Below are 19941 nucleotides of genomic sequence, written 5' to 3'. Positions count from 1 at the left end.
GATCGTTTTTAAGCGGATATGACGGAATGGTAGACGTGCATGCTTGAGGGGCATGTAAGAGATATCTTGTGTGAGTTCAAATCTCACTATCCGCACCATTAATTTTTTTATTTTAATTAAAATTATTATATTATAATATTATATTAAAAACCCCCTTTTATAAAAAGGGGGGGTTTGTTTTGTTTGGAGATAAACATTTCATGTTTTTTGTTGCCTTAAGGATATTCATGAATATATTTTTGTGTATCGTTTATGCTAGGGGAAACAATAATTTTTTAAATTCACCAATATTAGAGTGCGCTGTTTCGTTTTTTAGACAATTTTTGTCTTTAAAATTGTTCTTTAAAACTAAAAATTAAGTAGATAATTTAATATCTTTTCAAACTAAGGAAATATTTTTTTAAAATTTCAAAAAGTTTCTAAACCTTTTAATAATTCATTAGTTTGAAAAGATATTTTTTTTAAATATTTTGACCTTTACACTATATAGTTAGGTAAAAAAAGTTAAAATTCCGTTAAGAAAATGAAAACATAATTATTTTTTTACGTAATTATGTTATTTTGGTCAAAAAATGTGCAAAAAGAGAACCTTTTTTTCTTTGGGGAAATAATTGATTAATTTTTTTATTTTGTCAGGAGATTTTTGAAATAAAAAATGATGTTGATGTTGTAAGATATTTTTTATTTTGCCTAAAAATTTTTCAATTACGTCGTTATCACGTGAATTAGCTTTTCTCGACATGCTAATTAAAAAAACTTTTTTAGTTAGTGTTTGTTGGACTTTTTGTGGTTGATAAACTGTTCCTTGGTCGGAATGAATGATACAAGGTTCTTTTAATAGAGATAATTTTTGGATGGTGTTTAAAACTAATTCTTTATTTTGATGTTTGGAAGTGTGGGAAGCGATAATTTGGTTATTGAAAGAATCAATAATACAAGAAAAATATAAAAATCCTTGGGGGGTTTAAAATAAGTGATGTCGGTAAATAGTTTTTTCATGGGTTTAGTTAATATAAAATCTTGATTAATTAAATTATCTACTACTTTTAATTTAGTTTTTAAATTATTTTTATAATAATATTTATTTTTTTAATTCTTAAACGACAAAAAATACCGTTTTCTTTCATAATAGTATAAACTTTTTTCTTGGTAATGTTTTCGTTAAAAGTTTTTTGGTATAAATCAGTGATTTTACGATGACCGCAAAAATATTTTTCTTGTAAACATAAAGCTTTAATGCGATTTTGTTGTAATAAGTATTTTTCTTTTTTGGCTTTTATTTTATTTTCGACTTTCAACCAATAATAAGTGCTTCTTTTGGTTTTGATAGTTTTTAAAATGGTTGTTAAATTTAGTTTTTGATTAAATTGTTTAACTAATTCAAAAACAGTTTTTTTATCAGTTTTTTGGTTTTTTTCATTAGAGTTTGTAATAATTTATTTTTTTGTTTCTCTTTTTCTATTATTTTAGCTATTTTTTCATAATTTAAATATTGTTTCCTTTTTTTTTATATCACATACATAACCATGTATAACTCTGAATGATTATATTTATTTAAAAAAGGGGGTCGAGCTCAACTGGGGGATTTTTAGTTTTCTTCTTCTTTTTATTTATGTGTACTTATGATTGTTATTAGCGCTTCAACGCGTTAGGGATTGTGTTTGGATAATTTTAAACAATTCTTTTTTAATAATGGAAAGGAAAATTAGGGAGTTATTTATATATCAAAAAAATAATAATGATAGATAAAAGATACAACGATAATATCAAATATCGAGTATCATTATCATTATCGATATAATATATAAAATATCACTCCTTAAAAATGTTTGGTTTTGTCAAAGAAATTAAAGGGGTCAAATGATGATAAAATGATGAGTGTATGATGATAAAATGATGATTTAAATAATTTATTTGTTTTATGATTTTTCTTTTGTTAAATATCTTTTATAATCAGGACGCATTTTTTTAACCCGATAGCCTTGTTTATTTTTGGTTAAAAATAATTTGATGTGTTTTAAATCTTCCAATTGATAATAAATAACATTTAAACCTTTTTTATAGTTTGTTTTGATAGGATTGTTATATTTATCTACTTTTTTAGCATCTAATTTATATAATTTTAAAGTGTCTAGTTTGTCTATGATTATCTTACTTATTAATTCTTTAATGTAGTGTTTTTGTTCGTTAAGATAAATTAATTTGGAAGATAGGGAAATGTGTTTTAAGGGTATTATTTTGGGTTTTATGTGGTTGTTTAGAGTTATATTATTATGTTTCTCTTCGGAATGATGATTTTTGATTATTTCTATTCTATATTTTTTTTATTTCATCTAAGATTTGAGGGTCTACAAATAGAGTTTGGTTTTTTTGGGCGGCAGTTTACTTGTTGGTAGTAATTTTTCTTTTTAGAATGAGAAACAATTGTAATATTTAATAATTCTTACTTTTGATGTTTGTAAAAAATTTTTGATTTGTTCTAAATCATTAGGGGTTGATTTTGTTTCCCAACCACCCTTAATGATTCCTTGATTTGTTTCTTTTTTCATATTTTTCTCCTTTTATTTTCATTTTGAATAATAAAAAAAAGACTCTCATTACGAGAGTCTTATTTATTATTTTTTTTGTTTTATTGTTTAAAACTTTTATTAAATTAATTTAAAATATTTAAAAATTTTTTGCTTAGTAATTAAATGTTCGTGATTCATATTACTAATTTTGTTTTTAAAGGTTTTGTAGGGGCAAAATTTTGAGTTTATAGTTTTTAATTGATATTTTATAATAAATATTTATTTAATTACTTCAACTTTATCTTTTCCAAAAAAATAAATGGCAAAATCGACTATGATTTTATTTTTGGTCTCTTCATAAGTAATATATGGGTCTAAAAAACATTTTTGATATGATTCTTTTCCGAATTGGCGCAAATCATCAACATCTTTACAAGTTTTATCATAAGGTGGTAAAATGCGTCTAATTTCGTAAATAATATTTGCTTCTTTAAGTTGTTCTCCTAAGGCTTCACTTCGTTTTTAACCTGTTTCATCATTATCTAAGGCAATAATTACTTTGATATTTTCTTTTTTTAGAATTTCTATTTGTGATTTAGAAAGTAGTTGAGTGACACAAATGAGACCGACAACGTTTTTAATATTGTTTTGCCAACAACTAATGACATCGAAAAAACCTTCATGAATAATAATGGTTTTCATTTGTTTAATATAAGGTAACGCTTCAAAAAAACGATAACTGAAATGAAAAGTAGGTGTTTGAATAAAATTATTGAGGGATTTATATTTAGGTTGGAAATAAGAAACTTCGCGAAAGTTATTTTGATAAAAATGAAATGTTTTATTATATCCATTTTCAATGGGGGATAATGATGGAACCATGAAAAGTATCGTGATAATATTTTTTATTTTGTTGATTGGTTTTATCTTTAATAAAACCATATTCAATTAATTTTGTTGTATCGATATTTTTCTTTTTACAATAATTTAATAGACGAAAGGATAAAGATTTATCAGATAATGGGGCATAACCTAGTTTAAATTCTTTAATAGTTTCTATAGTTAATTTTCTTTTTTGGGTTAAATATTCTAATCCTAGGTGAGATTCATTATTTCGGTTAGTGGTTAATAAATAATGATAATAATCTCTAATTTGGTTGAATAAAGGCGATATTTCTTTAAATAATTGTGTTTTTGTAGCGTTAATTTCTTTTTCATCAATTGGGTTGTTGATTTTATTGTGGTGGAATTGATATTTAAAAGGTTCGCAAAAAATATTAGGGGTTGAAGTTTGTTGTTGGATTAAGTTTTTAAATTCTTGAGTTTTCATAAAGTTATTGATTTTTTCAAGGGATTTTTGTAGGCGATTACTGAGTTTTTTCAAAATATTGTTTCTTTTAAAAAAAATCTTTTTCTTATTACTTACATTATAGCATTAATAATTTCAATAATTTAAAGTTTTTTTAAGTTTTTGTAATTTATAAATAATTTTATTTATTTTTTTCCAACAACAAAAGCCGTCCAATAATTAGACAGCAAAATTAATTAAAAAAATTTAATTTAAACTAATTAAATTAAATTAAGGAGAAAGTTGAAAACTTTGAATATAATTATTTTCAAGATATCTATACCAATATTGACATTCAACTTTATTTAATATTTTAATATCTTTTTTTTCATAATCTTTTTTAAGTTTTAATTTAAGTTTTTGTAATTTAAAATATTTTTTAAAATTCTTATTAAGAAAATAATTTTTTGGTTGAATACTAGATAAATTTAAACTAAAATAATTAGAATTTTGAACTTGGTTTGGAGTCATATAAGATTTAAACAATAAAGTTAAATTATGTGGAATTTTAATATTTCTTCCATTAATTATTTTTTTAATATTCCATTCAAATATATTAGAAAAATTAAAATTAACAATTGGAAATGAACTTAATTCTATTTCTTTAATTATATCATAAGGGAATAATGCTAAAAAAGATTCTTGAGGACAAGAAAAACATGTACGAGAAAATCCAAACAAATGACGACTATAAAAATCAATTCCTTTATTAGAATTTGATTCAATTTGTTTATCATTTTTAGAGACATATTTACTAACATATGAAACAACTTTATTAACATAATCTTTTTTATCAAAAGTGCCTTTATAAAAAACTTTACATTTACTAATTTCAATTTTTTCAAATAAAAGATTTGTTTTTGATGGTCTAAAAATTTGAACGTTTTGACTAATTGGATTTAAATGTTTATAATGTTTTATATTATTTTTATTCATAACAGATGCATAAGCATTAGCCCAAAGCAAAGTAATTTTTGACACTTTAACATTCTTTTTCTCATAATAATTTTGAGGTATTTTAATATTACCTTTTTCATCTATTTTATGCATTAAATAATCATCATAAAAAATACTCTTATTTCCTTTAATAGGTCGGGGTTTCAAACCCAAAGCATAATCTTTATCAGTACACAAATAACGAGAATATACACCAAAAGAATTTAAAACATCAATATTAAAAATAATATGATAATGAATAACTCCTAATTTAGTAGTTTCCAAAGACCAAAAATAACGAAAATCTTGCATTTTGGAATAAACCAAATCTTTTTGAGAGCATTGTTGAAATAAATTTGATAAATATTTTTTTCTCACTAAACGAATAAAACGTTTCCTTACCTGACCCATAATATCAGGTTCATGAGTATATTTTATATTTTTGCCTTGTAAATCATCATAAGGAGCTGTCAAAGTAATAAAAGATATTTTTTTAGAATCTTTAAAATTATATAAAAGTTTATCCTTAGCATTTTGTGAAGAATCTCGATAATGCCTTAAAATTTTTGATTTTGGTTTAATTTCTTGCAATTTAATTTCTTTTAATTGTTTTTTTAAAGAATAATCCAATTTCAAATCATCATCACTTAATGACAAATACCTTTCTTCTTTTTTTTCTTTTAAATGTTTTTTATAACATTTAATTCGTTCCAAAGGTTCAAACATAGAATAATTAAACCCTTTTAAACGAGTCTCATAGCCATTATCTTTTTTTTGTACTTTATAAATATTTTTAGAAATTTCCTTAAATAAAACACATAATTTTAAATAACATTTCTTATAATAAGATTCAGTAATTTGATTAAATTTATGTTGTTTTTCTAATTGGTTAACTTTTTCATTATAAATTTTAATAGTAGTAGATAATTCATCATAAATTTCTATATCTTTTGAATTAGGTAAACAAATTTTTAAATAATCTAAATCAAAAATTTTATCATTTAATCCTTTTGTAAAATTATCAGAAATTAATTCTTTTTTTATTAAAGAATAAAAATAATCTATAAAAATAGAAGAATCATTTAAAGTTAAAATTTCAATATCATGTTTAGCGCGAGTTATTGCAGTATAAATTAATTTTTTTTCTAAAACTTTATCTTGTGATTCATTTCGATTTTGCCAACCAATTAAATAAACACATTCATTTTCATATCCTTTATATCCATGTATCGTTGACAAAACAATTTCATTTTCTTTACTATTATTATCAGATATAGTAAAAGGAATTTGGTTTTTTTCAAACTCATCTTTAAGTTTTTGTAATTCACCATTACTACGACAAAGAACAGTTATAGAATAAATTAAAGAATTTTTAATTTTTTCGCACAAATAATTAACTTGTTGATAAAAATTATCAAAAAAAGAAAAATTTATAAAATCTCTATATTTTTTTTCACTAAAAGATAATTGTAAATATTCCTTATTATCAATTAATTCATTAGCTGCTTTAACAATATTAATGCCTTTAGAACGATAATTAACATTTAAAAAATGTTTTTGAGGCATAAAATCTTTTACAAAAAGTTCCAAAATACGTTCACTAGAACCAAAAGAACTATAAATATTTTGAGTATAATCACCAAAACAATATAAAGAATTTGGTTTATTAAATAAAAGTTCTTTTATAATAAAATAATAAAAATAATTTAAATCTTGAAATTCATCAATAAAAACAGGACGATTATAAATTAAACCATTATTTCTTTCAACAAATTCAATAAAATCACTAGTTTCAATTAATAAACCATCAAAAGTTATTAAATTATAATAATTTAATTTTTCATAATACAAATTTAACAACAATTCAAAAGATTTTTTTAAAACTTTATCATCAATTTTAATAGATGAATAACAGTTTTCTTTTTGAAAAGTTAAACGTATTAAATTATTTAATTCCTGTAAAAGCTTTCTAAATGAATATTTTCTTTGTTCTTTAAAATACAATTTTAAATCTTGATTTTCTTTTAAAATCAGTTTTAAAATATTTAATTTAGTTTCATCATCAATAAATTTTCGTTGTTTTGCTGTTTCATTAAAAATATTATATTTTAAATAACAAGAATAAGCAAAACTATGAAATGTTCTAATTTCATAATTATCTTTTAAATATTTTTCTAATTCATCATCATTATAAGAAGGATAATCTTCTTTTAATGATGAAAATAATTTATCATAAATAATATTTTTAGTAGCATTAGTAGCTACCAAAATTAAAGGTTTTTCTTTTTCTTTTTGTCTTAATTTTTCAATTAAAATGGTAGTTTTGCCAGAACCAGCTCCACCATGTATATACATGCAAGAAGCATCTGAATTAATAATATCTTTTTGTTCTTTTGATAAATTCAATAACATCTTGTTCTCCTTTATAATATAAAAACCCCTAAATCCCCAGAGGGGACTTTATAGGAGGGGGGTAATAGTTAATCTAAGTATACTTCGGCTGGACGCCTAGTTCGCTCTGCTCGTCTTTAAATGCGGGGGCTTTTACTTAATTTCTTTTTTTATTCATCATTAATAAGTTTTTGTTTCTTTAACGGTTCCATCAGAATTGTATTCAGTTTGTTTAATTTTTATACCTGTGTGGGGGTCGTAATCATCAATAAATTTAATTGTTTTGAAATCAGGTCTACTATAAAAAATTTCTTTAATTAATTTACCTGTTGGATCGTATTCTTTAATAAAATTAATTTTTTTACCATCAAAGTTGTAATAAATTTGTTTAATTTTATTACCTGTTTGAGGGTCGTTTTCAATAATAAAATTAATTGTTTTACCATCAGATTTGTAATAAATTTTTGAAAAAAATCCTGCATTTTTTAATTCTTCTATTGTATATCCAACAACTTTTAATTCTTGCAAACTAAATCCTGTAGCTTTTAATTCTTTCGCAGTATATCCTGTATCTTTTAAATCAAAAATATCAAAAGATTTTAATTCTTGCAAACTAAATCCTGTAGCTTTTAATTCTTGCAAACTAAATCCAGCATCTGTTAATTCTTTCGCAGTATATCCTGCATCTTTTAATTGTTGAAGAGTAAATCCTATATCTTTTAATTGTCTGGCATTAGAATTTAATTTTTTAAAATCTAAAACTGTTTGATAAATTTTAGTTTTGAAATATTTAACTTTACCATTTTTATCTATTTCTTTAAATCTTTCTGAATTATGATCAAATTCTTCAATAGAACCATCAATATTTTTACGTTTCATTAATTTTGAATTAATTGGATTATATTCCATCCAAACGCCATCTGATAAAGTTTTTTTGATTAATTTACCATGTGAACCATACTCTTCAATATTGTTATATTTATCAGTTTTTTTCAACAAAAGACCATTATTTTTATCATATTCCCAAATTGTATCATCTTTATCAATTTTTTTAACTAATTTATTAGTAAATAAATTATAATATTCTTTTTCTCCGTTATCTCTTACAAACTCATAAGGAGTATCTTTCATATATTCGTTTTCTTTTTTAAGTTTTTTATTTTCATTATATATATCGTTATTTAACTCTCTTGCTTTTGCTTTAATATCTACTTCTTGTAATTTACGTCTTTCTTCGGTTTCTAAATGATATTTATAAGAAATCCCACCTATCCAAAACACAAAAAAAATTAATGTTCCAGTAGTAATTAAAAAAGGAATTATTTTATAATGTTTATTACCTATTCTAAAAATTGACATTTTTAAACCTCTTTTCTATTATCAAAAAATAATTAAAGCATTTTTTTAGCATTTTCAAATACCCATAAATATAGGAAATTAATAAAAAATGATAAAACGAAACTCAATATTATTATAACCTTTTTAAACAAAAATAAAAAGAATTTTAAAACAATTGAAATAATGTCTAATATTCTTAAAACAATTTTAAACAACAAATCACCTATTTTAATGAAAGAGTTTAAAAGAAAACTATTAACTTCTTTAAAAAAATAAATAACAGAGCCACCAACAGTAACGGTAAAAATCATCTTTGCTATTTCTTTTAATTTTTCCCACGTACTTTCACTGGGGTCCATTAATTTTTGACCGGTAAGACTTGTTATAGAACTTTTAATATAACCTATAATACTACCAAAAACATCAATAAAAATTTTTAATATTTTCATTAAAAAATCAAACAATGAACTAAATAATTTTAAAGGATAAATTAAAGTTGTTAAATGTTCCCATATAAAAATAAATATAGTTTTTATAATATTATAAATATTAATAAAATTAATATTCCAACCAACATTAAAACCAAATAAAAAAGATGATTTAGTAAGGAAAATATTATAAAATAAAAAATATAATAAATAAAAAAAATCTTTAAAATCAAAAGAAATTAAATATTTTAAAAAATTAAAACTAAAAATCATTTCCAGTATCATCAATAGATTCCGCAATTAAAGGATTTTTTATATTATTTAATTGTTTTTTTAATTTTAAATTCTCTTTTAAAATTTCATCTATATTATTATTTTCTTTATTTTCTTGATTATTATCTTTTTCATCAAAAATACCCTCAGAAAAATTAAGGCCTCCATGTTCTCCAAATTCTTTAATCATTGTTTCAACATGTTTTCTATATATACCTAAGTAATTCCCCATATGTGCCATTAATCTAATTAAGGCGCCATATTCACTAATACTAATTTTACCTTTTTTAAGATAATGGTTTACTATATCTCGTAATTCATCACTAAAATCATATTTACTTTTTAATTCTTTGATATATAAATAAAACCAATAAATAAAAATACCAAAAATAAAAGAAGTAAAAGAAATAAATACTTTAGATTCAACAATATTAATAATTGTTTGTTGTATATCCATCAATTATTCCTTTCTATAAAATTATTACTTTTTTAATTTCTTTATTATTTCAACTATTTTATTATCTTTTTGAATTGTTTCTAATTCTTTATTATTTTTTGGTAAAAAAATTAATATATAAAAATATACCCATAATTGAACCAATCAATAAACAAATAAAATTATCAAATAGATTATATTTTTTCATCTAATTTTCCTTTATTCTTTTTCAAACTTTTCATAATCTAATTTTTCAAAAAGCAATTTAGGCATAAAATGAGCTATTAAACAAAATGAAAGAATACCAATAACAAAAATATAAATGAGAGTTGTAAAAATTTCATGATTAATTTGAAAAAAAGAAAATAAACTAAAAAAACCAAATAATAAAAAAAATCCAAAACTAATTAAAATCATTAAAGCCATTATTACACCAAATAAATTCAAATCAATATCATTTATATTCATTCCCAAATCACTTCCGCAACATTGACAATGTTCGTAAAATTCTTTTTTTTGTTGTTTATCCATTTTAAAAAAATCCTTAATTTTAACTTAATTTATTAATATATTATCCCTTAATGAGTGTTTTTTAAAAAAACACTCATTATTTAATCCATGTAATTTTAGTTGCATCAGGAACAATAAAACCAAGTTTATAAGCTGCAAATATAAAAATACAACCAAGAGCAATTAAAATTAATATTTGTCTTAAAGTCATTTTTTTATCCTCCTTTTTATTATTTAGCTATTGATAAATAACCTTTTGAAGCAAAATAAACAATCAAAGGAATAACAATGCCTAATGTAGGTAAAATCCAATATGTAAAAAAACTGCCTAAAGTTAATTTATTTCTTCTAAAAGATTTTTTACTGAAATAAGAACGCCTGTAATTTCTCGCCATTTTAATTCTCCTTTTTTTATTATTTAATAAGAAAAATATTTTTTAGTATTTAGAAACAATAAGGAAACCAACTTAAAAGTTGGTATTTTTTTTTAATGGTTCTTTAATCGCCTACAATATTCAAGAGCGTTATTGAAGGTTTTAATTCTTCTTATTTCTATATAAACATAAAATAATATCGTAATCTTTACAACATTTCCAACAATGAATTTTATTATCTGAATTTAAATGACAACAAGTTTGGGTTTTGTCCATGAATGGGACCAAGGAAAACGATATTTGGGATTGAATTTTGGTGGTATTATATTTAATTTTTTTAATAAAACTGACATAGGGAAGTTGATTTGAATATTTTTTATTTTTTCTTGAAAATTCATTTATTTTAACTCCTAGTTTTTTTGATTAATAATAAGTTTCTATTTTATAAGATAAAACATAACCGATTTCTTGGAAGGTTTGAGTGGTCATTTCAAAGTGATAAATTAAAGTTTTTTTGTTACCACTTCTATTTTTTTTGATACATACTTCGGATTATTTTTTGATTTTCATTGTCATTATAGTATGAATATAGTTCTTCTAAAGTTGAATTATATATTTATGGGTTTTTCTTTGTCTTTGGATAGTTTGGGTTTGAATTCAGACATCATTAAGACGATATCTGAGTTAGTTTCAATTACGCCACTTCCTTTTAAAGCTGTTATTTCTGGTGATTTACCTTGATAATTGCTGTATGTATCTTTTGAAAATTGATATAAAATGATAATAACAATGTTTAATTCAATGGCTAATTTTTTTAATTTAGTCATGATTTCGTCAATTGCTAGACGGTCATTTTCTAAGTGGTTTGTGGTTTTGGTTATTTGAAGATGGTCAATTAATAAAAACAATAAACTAAATCAATTACATAATCAATATTTTTGCTTTTATCATAACTAAATGATAAATTTATGTTGGCAAAAAATTGTTTTGCTATTTTCATCCTTTCTGTGTATTTGAGAGGTGTGATGCTTAAGTCTTCCAAATTTTTATCTAAAATAACATCTAGAGGAATTTGAGTTTGGTGGGGCTAATAAACGATTTAAATTTTCTTCTAAGGTCATTTAATAAGAAAATACTAAAATATGAGGATAATAAGATATTTCTTTGTGTTTGGTTTTTGCTATATCTAAAAGAAAATTGTAGACAAAAGTTGTTTTACCTAATCCAGTATACCCCTCAATAGTGATGATTTGGCCTTTTTTAAATCCTTTTGTGGATTGGTTGAGTACTTTAAAAGTTTCTGATAAGCGATAATATTCGTCTTGGATTTTTTGTTTTGATTGTTGATTGGTATCAAAAAATTCAGGTTGTAAAGAGGCCATTTGGTTTAAAGTAAAGTGTATTTTATCATTTTTGTGAGGAATTGAAGAGATAAAATTTCTTAATTTATCAAATATTTCTTGGTAATATAAATTTTTGTGGTAAGGGTCTTGGTTTTCGTATGCGGGACTAATGATTTTTATTAATTATTGAAATAGTTTTTCTTGGGTATAGGTATGTTTTAGATTGTCTAAAAAAATGAGTGTTATTTTGGTTATTAAAATCATCATTTAAATAATTTAAAGAATCTAAAGTAAAGTTATCTTGAGGGAAATGAGTTTGTAAATATGTTAATAACTCTTTGATAATGATGGGTTTTGTAGTGAGTTTGCCCTATGGATGAGATGTTTGTTTTTCTAAAAATAAATATTTTAAAGCTGTAAATATTTTTGTATTTTTGGGGTTAAGTAGATTTTTGGGGTTGATTATTTGGCAGTAAAGGTTTAACTTTTCCCATTGGCCTTGTTCGATATAATTTATTAATTGTTTTAACGCTTTTTGTTCGTTGGTTAACATTTTAATATTAACTCCTTTTTTTATTTTTTAATTATATTGATATTAGAAAAAGGGATGAATTTGGCGGTAATTAAGTTTTGTAAGAAATTATTGGCTGAATTGGAAAATAAGTTAATTACTTGTTTAATGCCTTGTACTTTTCCTTGATTGATTTTATTGTTTAGTCTTTGAGTTTCTGTTTCGTTATTAGTTAATAAATAAAACTAAAAACGTGTGGTTAATTTTTTTAATTGTTATCCTTCTACCATGGCTTGTTTATAGCGGTCTCGGAGAAAGGTTTTGAAATTAAACGCCATTATTCCTTTAGTTTCTGTGAATAAAACTAAATCAAATTTAATGTCTGGGATGAAGAATAAATAAGCCTGTGGGTATAAATTGATGATTCCTTTGTTTTGAAAATATAATAAAATGAGGTATTCATTGATTTTACCACGGATTACTTTTTGGCTTTGAGAGTTATGTTGTTTATTATTAAGATATTCGTTTAGGAGTTTGTGGGTTTTTATCATATATTCGTTAAATGGTTTGTTGAATAAAGATGGTTGGATTATTTGTTTCGTGATGTCAACACACAAAGATTGTTGATTCAAAATATTGATATTTTTAAAATGTAAATTAGTTAATTGGTTCATGTAAGCAAAATCCTTTCTAAATAAAAAAAAGACTCTTAATTAGAGTCTTTTTAGGGTTTTAAATTTAATTTTTTTGGTACGCCGTTGAATAGTTCCATCTTTTTTAATAGTTTGGATTTTTCCGTTGTTATAATGGATATATAAATTGCCGTTTTGACATTTTTTCTTAATTATTATTGCCACTCTTTATTTCTCCTATTTTTTTGATAATGTATTGTTGATTAAATTTAGCATCTTTATCATTCATATTGTTTAAGATAATTTTAGTTCCTAAGTTTTGGTTTTTCAAAAATTCAAAATATCCCTTTTCTACTTGTTGAAAATAAGTTAAGGAACTAGTTTCAATCACATCTAATTGATGATTCTTTTGATTTATTTTGCGTTCCAAACCTAATTGAGGATGAATTTTTAGATAAATAGTGATATTAGGTTTGATGAATTTTTTACTCAAATTGTTAAAAATGTGATAATTTTTGTCAATTTTTGAAGGATATACACGATAGGCAAAATTAGAACCTAACCAACGTTTAACTAAAATTATTTTATTAGTTTGTAAGTGGGGTTTGATACTTTCTTCTTGGTTTTGAATCATGTTGGCAAAACTTAAAAAATATCTAGTTAAATTATGTAAAGTATTGTGGGTTAAAAACGTTTCACGTATAGAATTTCCGATTGTAGAACTTCCTAATCCGCGAATAGCCACCACTTCATTACCTTGTTTTTGTAATTCTTGTTGAACGCTTTTTATTAGACTTGTTTTTCCGCTACCGTCAAGTCCTTCGAAGATAATTAATTTCATTTTATGCTCCTTTTTAAAAATTTGGGTATAAAAAAAGACTCTCGTGATGAGAGCCTTAATTAAGATTTATTTTTTTTAATTTTTTTAAATTGTTAATATACTAAAAATCAACATTAATCAAACAACTGTAAAAAATAAATAAATTATTTTATATATATAATGAGAAAAATAAAATGTACAAAATAAGTGTAAAAATAAAGAAGAAATATGCGATGACAAAATACAAAAAAGAATACAAAATGACAAAGATTTAAAAAACCAAGATAATATTTTTATTAATAATTTCATATTTTTTTCCTTTCGAGAAAATTGGATATAAAAAAAGACCTCAAATTTAAAGGTCTTAGTTGTATTTTAATTTGCTTAATTTTTTTAAATAAGTTGTTTGTGATAATTCTTGTTTTGCTTTGTGTAGCAATTATAAATATTTTTTACAATCCGCAATCATTTTATTAATGAAACTATTGTATTGGTAAATGCGAACTACATGATAATTTGTGTTATTGAAATAAACTAAAAAGTAAGCAAAATTAGCTTAACTACAATAGAGTTGCATTGGACTTGGGCCCAATAGTTAATAGGAACTTCTTGATGGGAAAAGAAACCATTCCAAATAGGGTGTTGGTTTTAGAATTATATCCATCAAGTGATGCAGAAAACATTTGGACTTCATCATCCGTAAAGATTGTATCAGGGAAGTTTAATTTAGTTGTTTTTTCAAAGAAACTGCGTGCTAGTGGTTCAGTTTTATTGCCATGTTCAGTGTATTTATTGCTTGTGAAAGTTGTGCCGAATATTTTATCATGAACTAATTGTTCTAAATTTCTGAATTTATCATTTCCAGTGATACTACCTATTTCTGTTGGGTAAAAGAAAAAGACCCTGGGGGAGGGGGTTTGAAATTTTAATAATTTATGTTTGATTATTTAACGTCTTCTTCTATTGTTCGGATTATTATTTCTTTGCTGTTGTATTATTTGTTGAATTATGTTTTGAATTTGCGCTTTTTTTCGATCAATATTTATTTGAATGTTTCTTAATACATTTATTTGTGATTCAGAAGCATACAACGGAGTGTTGTTAATAGCTATCATCATTGAATTTTCTAATGATAAACCTTCTCTTTCGAGTTGAATTCTGGACACATTTAAATCTAAATTGCTTATCATTTGTTGTTGAATATTTAACAATCTGTGTTGATAATTTACTATTTGTTGATGTATTTGATTATGTCTATTTAAAAGATTTAATATTTCTGGTTCTGAAACACGATTAGAAAGAGCATTAATAATTTGTTGTGCTGAATTTCTTTGTAATAACATTAAGTTTTGAAATTCTTCTATATTATTGATGATTTCATTGTTTATATTCGATGATGAATTATTATTCATCGCCATAACTCTATTATTATTAATAATAAATAATAATCCTATAAAAGTAAATAAAAAAATACTTATTATTTGAAATTGATTTTTTAATTTAATCATTAATTACCACTCCTTTATTTTTAAAATCGTTCTTTTTAGAACTTTCTGGTTTATCAATCGAATATATATTAGAATTGTTTTTTTTAAATCAATATATTGAAGAACGCCAGATAAATTATCATCATTTTCTGTTAAAGAATGCAAATTATTTTGAGAAATTTCTGATTGATTATCATGAGGTATTGATAATTGATGATTATTTTTTCTTTCATTATATTTTTTAATTGCTTTTGTAATACAATTTTGTTTATACAAAAGTTCTGATTTTTTTTCATTATTGAATTTGAAGTTTGTTAATTCGTTTTGTATTGCAAATTCTGCTTGTACATATAAGGCATATTCTTCATCATTGGAAACTTCATTATTATTACTATTTTTATTTCCCATCGCCATAATTATATTATTATTAAAAATAAATAATAATACTATAAAAAATTATTAAACAAAGAAAAATTATGTTAAATTGTTTTTTTAATTTTAACATTATTCATTAAAACTCCTTTTTTTATTCCCAACTAGGATTGTTCTTTTCATTTCAGCTTCTTTGGTTTTATCGTTATTGTGTTTTTCTTGGTAAAGAGATAAAGTTTTGCGGACAGGGTTGAAGTGGAGGTGGAAGTTAGTTGAATCTTTAAAGTCTGTATTAACCAAACGAGCACGTCCAAGGTAGTAGTCTTTGTCTTCTTGTAAGAAATGTTTAGGACCTTTGTATTTAAGTATTAATTTGTTATCACCTTGGCTTTTGTGTTGTTGTTTTTCAAACACATAATATTATTCCATAAATAACTACCGTCTTTCATGTCAAACTGAGCAACATTAAAACCATTTAAAATAGTATGGTTATAAATATTTCATATCATTTTATTACTGTTATTTAAAATTACATAACTTACCTATATATACATAAATATAATAAAATATCTTTGTATATTGTTTTTTTAATTATTTTTTTTATACTTAAAATAAATAAAAGCAAACTTTAATTAAAGTTTGCTTTTATAATATCTATAATAGATTATATTAATTTAACAATCAAACTGTGTTATTGGGCAAAAAACGAAATTGAAAAGTTTTTTAATAAACCAATATAATACATCTAAATTATATAATGTATGGAGCGGGTGAGGGGAATCGAACCCCCGTCTCATGCTTGGCAAGCACGTATAATAACCACTATACGACACCCACATAATCTCAAATTTGTTTTTGGTGCCCTTAACAAGAATTGAACTTGTATTTCAGCATTACCATTGCTACGTTCTGCCGTTAAACTATAAGGGCTTAACATATTTTATTATATCAAAAAAAATATAAAAATACAAATTTTTGACGAAAAAAATGAAAATTTTATCAAAAAACGTCAAAAAAGTAGAAAAAATAAAAAAAGTGTGAAAAAATGTTTGACTCTAAAAAATAAATGAGTTATAATAAATAATAGGTTATGAAACCGAAATAATTTAAAAGAAGGAGTATTATTAATAATGCAAGACAAAAAAGAACAGGGAACATGCAGATGGTTTTCTAAAGACAAAGGCTACGGATTTATCATTTCAGCTGATGGGAAAGATATTTTCGTACATTACAGTTCTATTCAAACTGAAGTCTTTGGAAGAAAAACACTTAATGAAAACGACAAGGTGGAATTCACCGTTAAAGAAGGCGACCGCGGAGCTCAAGCTGTAGATGTTGTTGTAGTTAACGAATAATTTCATTAATAATCGAACAAAGGAAGAGATGCAAATCCCTTTTTTTGTTATATATGGACGATTTTGTTTGTTTTTGTAATTTTGATTTGAGTTTAGTTTTATATCATTTTATCTTTGGCAATTTTACAAAATTTTAAATTTTAATTGGTTATAATTTTTGAGTGGGTATAAGAAATAAATTAATTAAAAATATTATCCACTTCAAAAAAAAACATAAATAACAAATCTAAAAAAACTTTTTAATTAAAAAGTTTTTTAAACTAAAATAAAAATATGGGGATGTTTTGGATTTGCCAAGGTCAACGAAATTTATATAGCATATCTTGGTTATGCAAGTAAAAACATCGAGGTTATAATAACCGGAAATAAAAAACAAACTGCAACAAATACAAAAGATTTTACTGGACAAACTCCAGTTTATCAAATGAATTTTGTAAACAGTTTTTCTTCACAATTAGCTTTTGCTTAAATAAATAAGCAGAACCCGCACTTAAATTAACTTACGATTTAAGGAAGGAAATAAGGTAAGTTTTGCTATTTGAGTTTGTCTTTGCTCTTTTAAGCAAATATCAAAAAGACTAGTAATTTATGGATTTTGTTTGTTTTTTCATAAATTGCAAAACCACAAAATAAACTAAATATGTAGAATATATAAATTAAAGTGATTTTGCACATGGGTTCGACTCCCATCATCTCCACCAAAATAAATTATTTACTTGTGTTATTACGTTTTTCTCAAAAAGAACATTTTTAATCCTTGACCAAGTTAAAGCTGTCTTATTAGGAATCTTGTTTTTCGGAAAAATCATAAAAACGGGTAAGGGTACGAATTTTTTCAATAATTTTGTATACCTTAATTTCACTATTAGCATTTTCAGCTCCATGCAAATGAAATAAATAATTTTGCAATTCATTGGGGGGCAAATTACTACTAATAAAAAGGGGCAACTTTTTTTCAGCTCTATCATACAACAAAGGAAGCAAAATTTCATCACGAAACCAAGGTGTCATATTTTCTGAACCTAGATCATCCAAAATCAAACACTTAACATTTTTTAATTGTTGCAACCTTGTTTCTAAAGTGTTATTATACAAAAAATTTCTAAATTTTCTAATTATATCAGGCATAAAAAGAAAAATAACAGAGATTTGTTTTTGAATTAATTCATAAGCTAATTTTTTCAAAAAAATAGTTTTTCCAGCATTAAAAGAACCTGACAAATAAAAACCTTTTGTAGATTTTTCAAAATGTTTAATAATTTGTTTCATCTCTTTTAAGGCTTGTTGCTTAGAATCATTATCCACTACAAATTGTTTCACTAAATGAGCATCAAAATTAATGCTACTATCAAACAATTCATTTTTTGATTGCCAATATTCCTTAAAATAAAGAGCTTGAGATTTAACAGTAGGGACCCAAACAACTCTTAAAGGATTGGTTTTGATTTCTTGACGATTCCCATATTCATCTTCTTGATCTTTGGTTAGCAAATAATTATAAATAACTGGCAGATCATCATCAGAAATATCTAAATTTTTGGTTTCTTCGCACTGTGAAATCATTTTACTGATTTTTATTTTGATATCTGAAAATTCCATAAATTAATTTTTCACCTCTTTTGCTTTTGTAAAATGTTATCAAATTGGATTTATTCCTTGTAATAATAAATAAAACAAAAAAAATTATGACTGTTGTTTCTTTTTAAAATCTTCTAACCATTTAGGAGAAATTTGTGGTTTTTTAAAATTAGACCTAAACTTAGTTTGGGGCGGTTTTTTTTCTTGTTCCATATAAAAATCATATGCTGTTTCAGTATCAAAAATCCCTTTTTGCTTCCAAGATTTTAAGATTTTTTCCAAATAAACCACTGAGGGCACAAAGCCTTTTCGTTCCAAAATATAAGTTAAAAGCACATTGACTAATCCAAGTTCTAAATTATTTCTTTCCATAAAATTAAAAACGGTATCAGCCGCAGTAGCTTGCATATTTTTAGGACAATGATTTATAATAATTCTTTGAGTAGAATCCTTACGTTTGAGCAAAGTAATCATGTCTTGTTCATTATCTTGTGTTCTTTTCGAAAAAACCAAATTTTGAGTTTGGGTATGCATCTGATAATATCTTTTAACACCTAGGCTTAATTTAGATAATTCGATTTCACTAGGATTAGAAAAAGTTTTTTGATATATTTCCGAAAGTGTAGCTTCATCCAAATTATAAACTAGACTTAATTTTTGAATAAAATCACTTGTTTGATTGCAAATTAAAGATGGTTTTTTGAAACGTTGAGGCAGTTTTTGCAAAAATAATTCATAATCAAAAGCTTTATTTAAAAACTGTCTTGGAGAATGATTTGTTTGGTTGTTGGGACAAGTAAAAGAAATTGGTAAATCCATTTTTTGAACTTGAAATAAATCATCAAATTTTTTACTAATATCTTGAAAAGCATCCCAATTATTTTTTTGAGTGGGGATTTCTTTACTAAAATGATTATGCAAACTCAAAAAAGTAACTTCACCCACTTCGCTTAATAAAAAATTACTAAAAAGAGGATCTTTAAAAAAATCTTGAGATCTATATGGCAAATTAATCCAATAAATTCTTTCTTGAGTTTTGGGATTGCGAAAAGTTTGGAGTAAATTAAGAGCTTCTAATTTTTCTTGTGCTTCTAAAAAATCATTTTTTGCAACCGCACTCAAATCAAATAAAAATTGATGTTGGTAAAAAATATTAGGTTTTAGAGTTGCTAAAATATGATAAATGCCAAGCGCATGAGTTCCTATTAGTGGTTGATAAAGCAAACTTAGGCTTTGATGGTCTTCAAACGACAAAAAAACTGAATTTTTGATTTGAAATAAATTTAGATGACTAAACAT

15 protein-coding genes, 3 tRNA genes, 1 other RNA gene and 6 pseudogenes are annotated in these 19941 nt (G+C 23.8%); 3 read left to right on the top strand and 22 right to left on the bottom strand.

The window, feature by feature from the left end:
* The first annotated feature begins 12 nt into the window (after positions 1–12).
* Positions 13–98: transfer RNA gene (locus tag AYWB_RS00410), tRNA-Leu, on the top strand.
* Positions 99–565: 467 nt separating this feature from the next.
* On the opposite strand, the pseudogene AYWB_RS03545 reads toward AYWB_RS00410, so the two are convergent.
* From AYWB_RS03545 to AYWB_RS00310, 20 genes and pseudogenes are all read right to left on the bottom strand, one after another.
* A pseudogene (locus AYWB_RS03545) lies at positions 566–1420 on the bottom strand (IS3 family transposase).
* A gap of 988 nt (positions 1421–2408) precedes the next feature.
* The gene (locus tag AYWB_RS04155; RefSeq protein ID WP_238374412.1) at positions 2409–2549 is read right to left on the bottom strand and encodes a hypothetical protein; all 141 of its coding nucleotides are present in this window, start codon (positions 2547–2549) and stop codon (positions 2409–2411) included.
* Positions 2550–2789: 240 nt separating this feature from the next.
* Positions 2790–3840: pseudogene (locus AYWB_RS00390) on the bottom strand (toprim domain-containing protein).
* A 249-nt stretch (positions 3841–4089) separates the two neighbouring features.
* Positions 4090–7206 (bottom strand): UvrD-helicase domain-containing protein, encoded by a 3117-nt coding sequence (locus tag AYWB_RS00380; RefSeq protein WP_011412369.1) that lies wholly within the window; start codon positions 7204–7206, stop codon positions 4090–4092.
* Between the two features lie 159 nt (positions 7207–7365).
* The gene (locus tag AYWB_RS00375; RefSeq protein WP_011412368.1) at positions 7366–8544 is read right to left on the bottom strand and encodes a DUF2963 domain-containing protein; all 1179 of its coding nucleotides are present in this window, start codon (positions 8542–8544) and stop codon (positions 7366–7368) included.
* A gap of 32 nt (positions 8545–8576) precedes the next feature.
* The gene (locus AYWB_RS00370) at positions 8577–9236 is read right to left on the bottom strand and encodes a hypothetical protein (RefSeq protein ID WP_238374411.1); all 660 of its coding nucleotides are present in this window, start codon (positions 9234–9236) and stop codon (positions 8577–8579) included.
* Complete coding sequence (locus tag AYWB_RS00365; protein ID WP_238374410.1) at positions 9214–9681, bottom strand: hypothetical protein; 468 nt, start codon at positions 9679–9681, stop codon at positions 9214–9216. Before AYWB_RS00365 ends, AYWB_RS00370 begins: the two co-directional genes overlap by 23 nt.
* Before the next feature lie 198 nt (positions 9682–9879).
* Entirely contained in the window at positions 9880–10191 is a 312-nt protein-coding gene (locus AYWB_RS00360; protein ID WP_011412365.1) for a hypothetical protein, read from the bottom strand.
* A 209-nt stretch (positions 10192–10400) separates the two neighbouring features.
* Complete coding sequence (locus tag AYWB_RS04000) at positions 10401–10565, bottom strand: hypothetical protein (RefSeq protein WP_011412364.1); 165 nt, start codon at positions 10563–10565, stop codon at positions 10401–10403.
* Positions 10566–10684: 119 nt separating this feature from the next.
* Positions 10685–10942, bottom strand: a pseudogene (locus AYWB_RS04485) (hypothetical protein); the annotation flags it as partial.
* 25 nt (positions 10943–10967) lie between these two features.
* Positions 10968–12440 (bottom strand): annotated as a pseudogene (locus AYWB_RS00350) (replicative DNA helicase).
* A 20-nt stretch (positions 12441–12460) separates the two neighbouring features.
* Positions 12461–13072 (bottom strand): annotated as a pseudogene (locus AYWB_RS00345) (hypothetical protein).
* 39 nt (positions 13073–13111) lie between these two features.
* Positions 13112–13255, bottom strand: coding sequence for a hypothetical protein (locus AYWB_RS03995; RefSeq protein WP_187321647.1), 144 nt, complete (start codon positions 13253–13255; stop codon positions 13112–13114).
* A complete protein-coding gene (gene tmk, locus AYWB_RS00340) occupies positions 13239–13871 on the bottom strand; it encodes a dTMP kinase (protein ID WP_011412358.1) in 633 nt (210 codons plus the stop codon). The genes AYWB_RS03995 and tmk overlap by 17 nt, the downstream gene beginning before the upstream one ends.
* Positions 13872–14214: 343 nt before the next feature.
* A pseudogene (locus AYWB_RS03540) lies at positions 14215–14734 on the bottom strand (YqaJ viral recombinase family protein); the annotation flags it as partial.
* A gap of 63 nt (positions 14735–14797) precedes the next feature.
* A complete protein-coding gene (locus tag AYWB_RS00330; protein WP_011412357.1) occupies positions 14798–15358 on the bottom strand; it encodes an SVM family protein in 561 nt (186 codons plus the stop codon).
* A gap of 3 nt (positions 15359–15361) precedes the next feature.
* Entirely contained in the window at positions 15362–15751 is a 390-nt protein-coding gene (locus tag AYWB_RS00325) for a hypothetical protein (RefSeq protein WP_011412356.1), read from the bottom strand.
* Positions 15752–15841: 90 nt separating this feature from the next.
* Positions 15842–16123, bottom strand: coding sequence for a hypothetical protein (locus tag AYWB_RS00320; protein WP_011412355.1), 282 nt, complete (start codon positions 16121–16123; stop codon positions 15842–15844).
* A 348-nt stretch (positions 16124–16471) separates the two neighbouring features.
* Positions 16472–16546: transfer RNA gene (locus AYWB_RS00315), tRNA-Gly, on the bottom strand.
* Between the two features lie 19 nt (positions 16547–16565).
* Positions 16566–16639 (bottom strand) — tRNA-Thr (locus AYWB_RS00310).
* A 200-nt stretch (positions 16640–16839) separates the two neighbouring features.
* On the opposite strand from AYWB_RS00310, the gene AYWB_RS00305 reads away from it, so the two are divergent.
* Both AYWB_RS00305 and ssrA read left to right on the top strand, forming a co-directional pair.
* On the top strand, positions 16840–17064 hold the full coding sequence (locus tag AYWB_RS00305; RefSeq protein ID WP_011412354.1) for a cold-shock protein: 225 nt from the start codon (positions 16840–16842) through the stop codon (positions 17062–17064).
* A gap of 275 nt (positions 17065–17339) precedes the next feature.
* Positions 17340–17765, top strand: a transfer-messenger RNA (tmRNA) gene (gene ssrA, locus AYWB_RS03535).
* A gap of 79 nt (positions 17766–17844) precedes the next feature.
* On the opposite strand, the gene AYWB_RS00300 is transcribed toward ssrA, so the two are convergent.
* Together AYWB_RS00300 and AYWB_RS00295 are read right to left on the bottom strand one after the other, a co-directional pair.
* Positions 17845–18663 (bottom strand): ATP-binding protein, encoded by an 819-nt coding sequence (locus AYWB_RS00300; RefSeq protein ID WP_011412353.1) that lies wholly within the window; start codon positions 18661–18663, stop codon positions 17845–17847.
* Between the two features lie 84 nt (positions 18664–18747).
* On the bottom strand, positions 18748–19941 hold the full coding sequence (locus AYWB_RS00295; RefSeq protein WP_011412352.1) for a DnaD domain protein: 1194 nt from the start codon (positions 19939–19941) through the stop codon (positions 18748–18750).

Source organism: Aster yellows witches'-broom phytoplasma AYWB (assembly GCF_000012225.1).
Taxonomy (GTDB): Bacteria; Bacillota_I; Bacilli_A; order Acholeplasmatales; family Acholeplasmataceae; genus Phytoplasma.
Note: the sequence above shows the minus strand (reverse complement) of the source record. Positions and strands in the feature narration are given on the sequence as shown.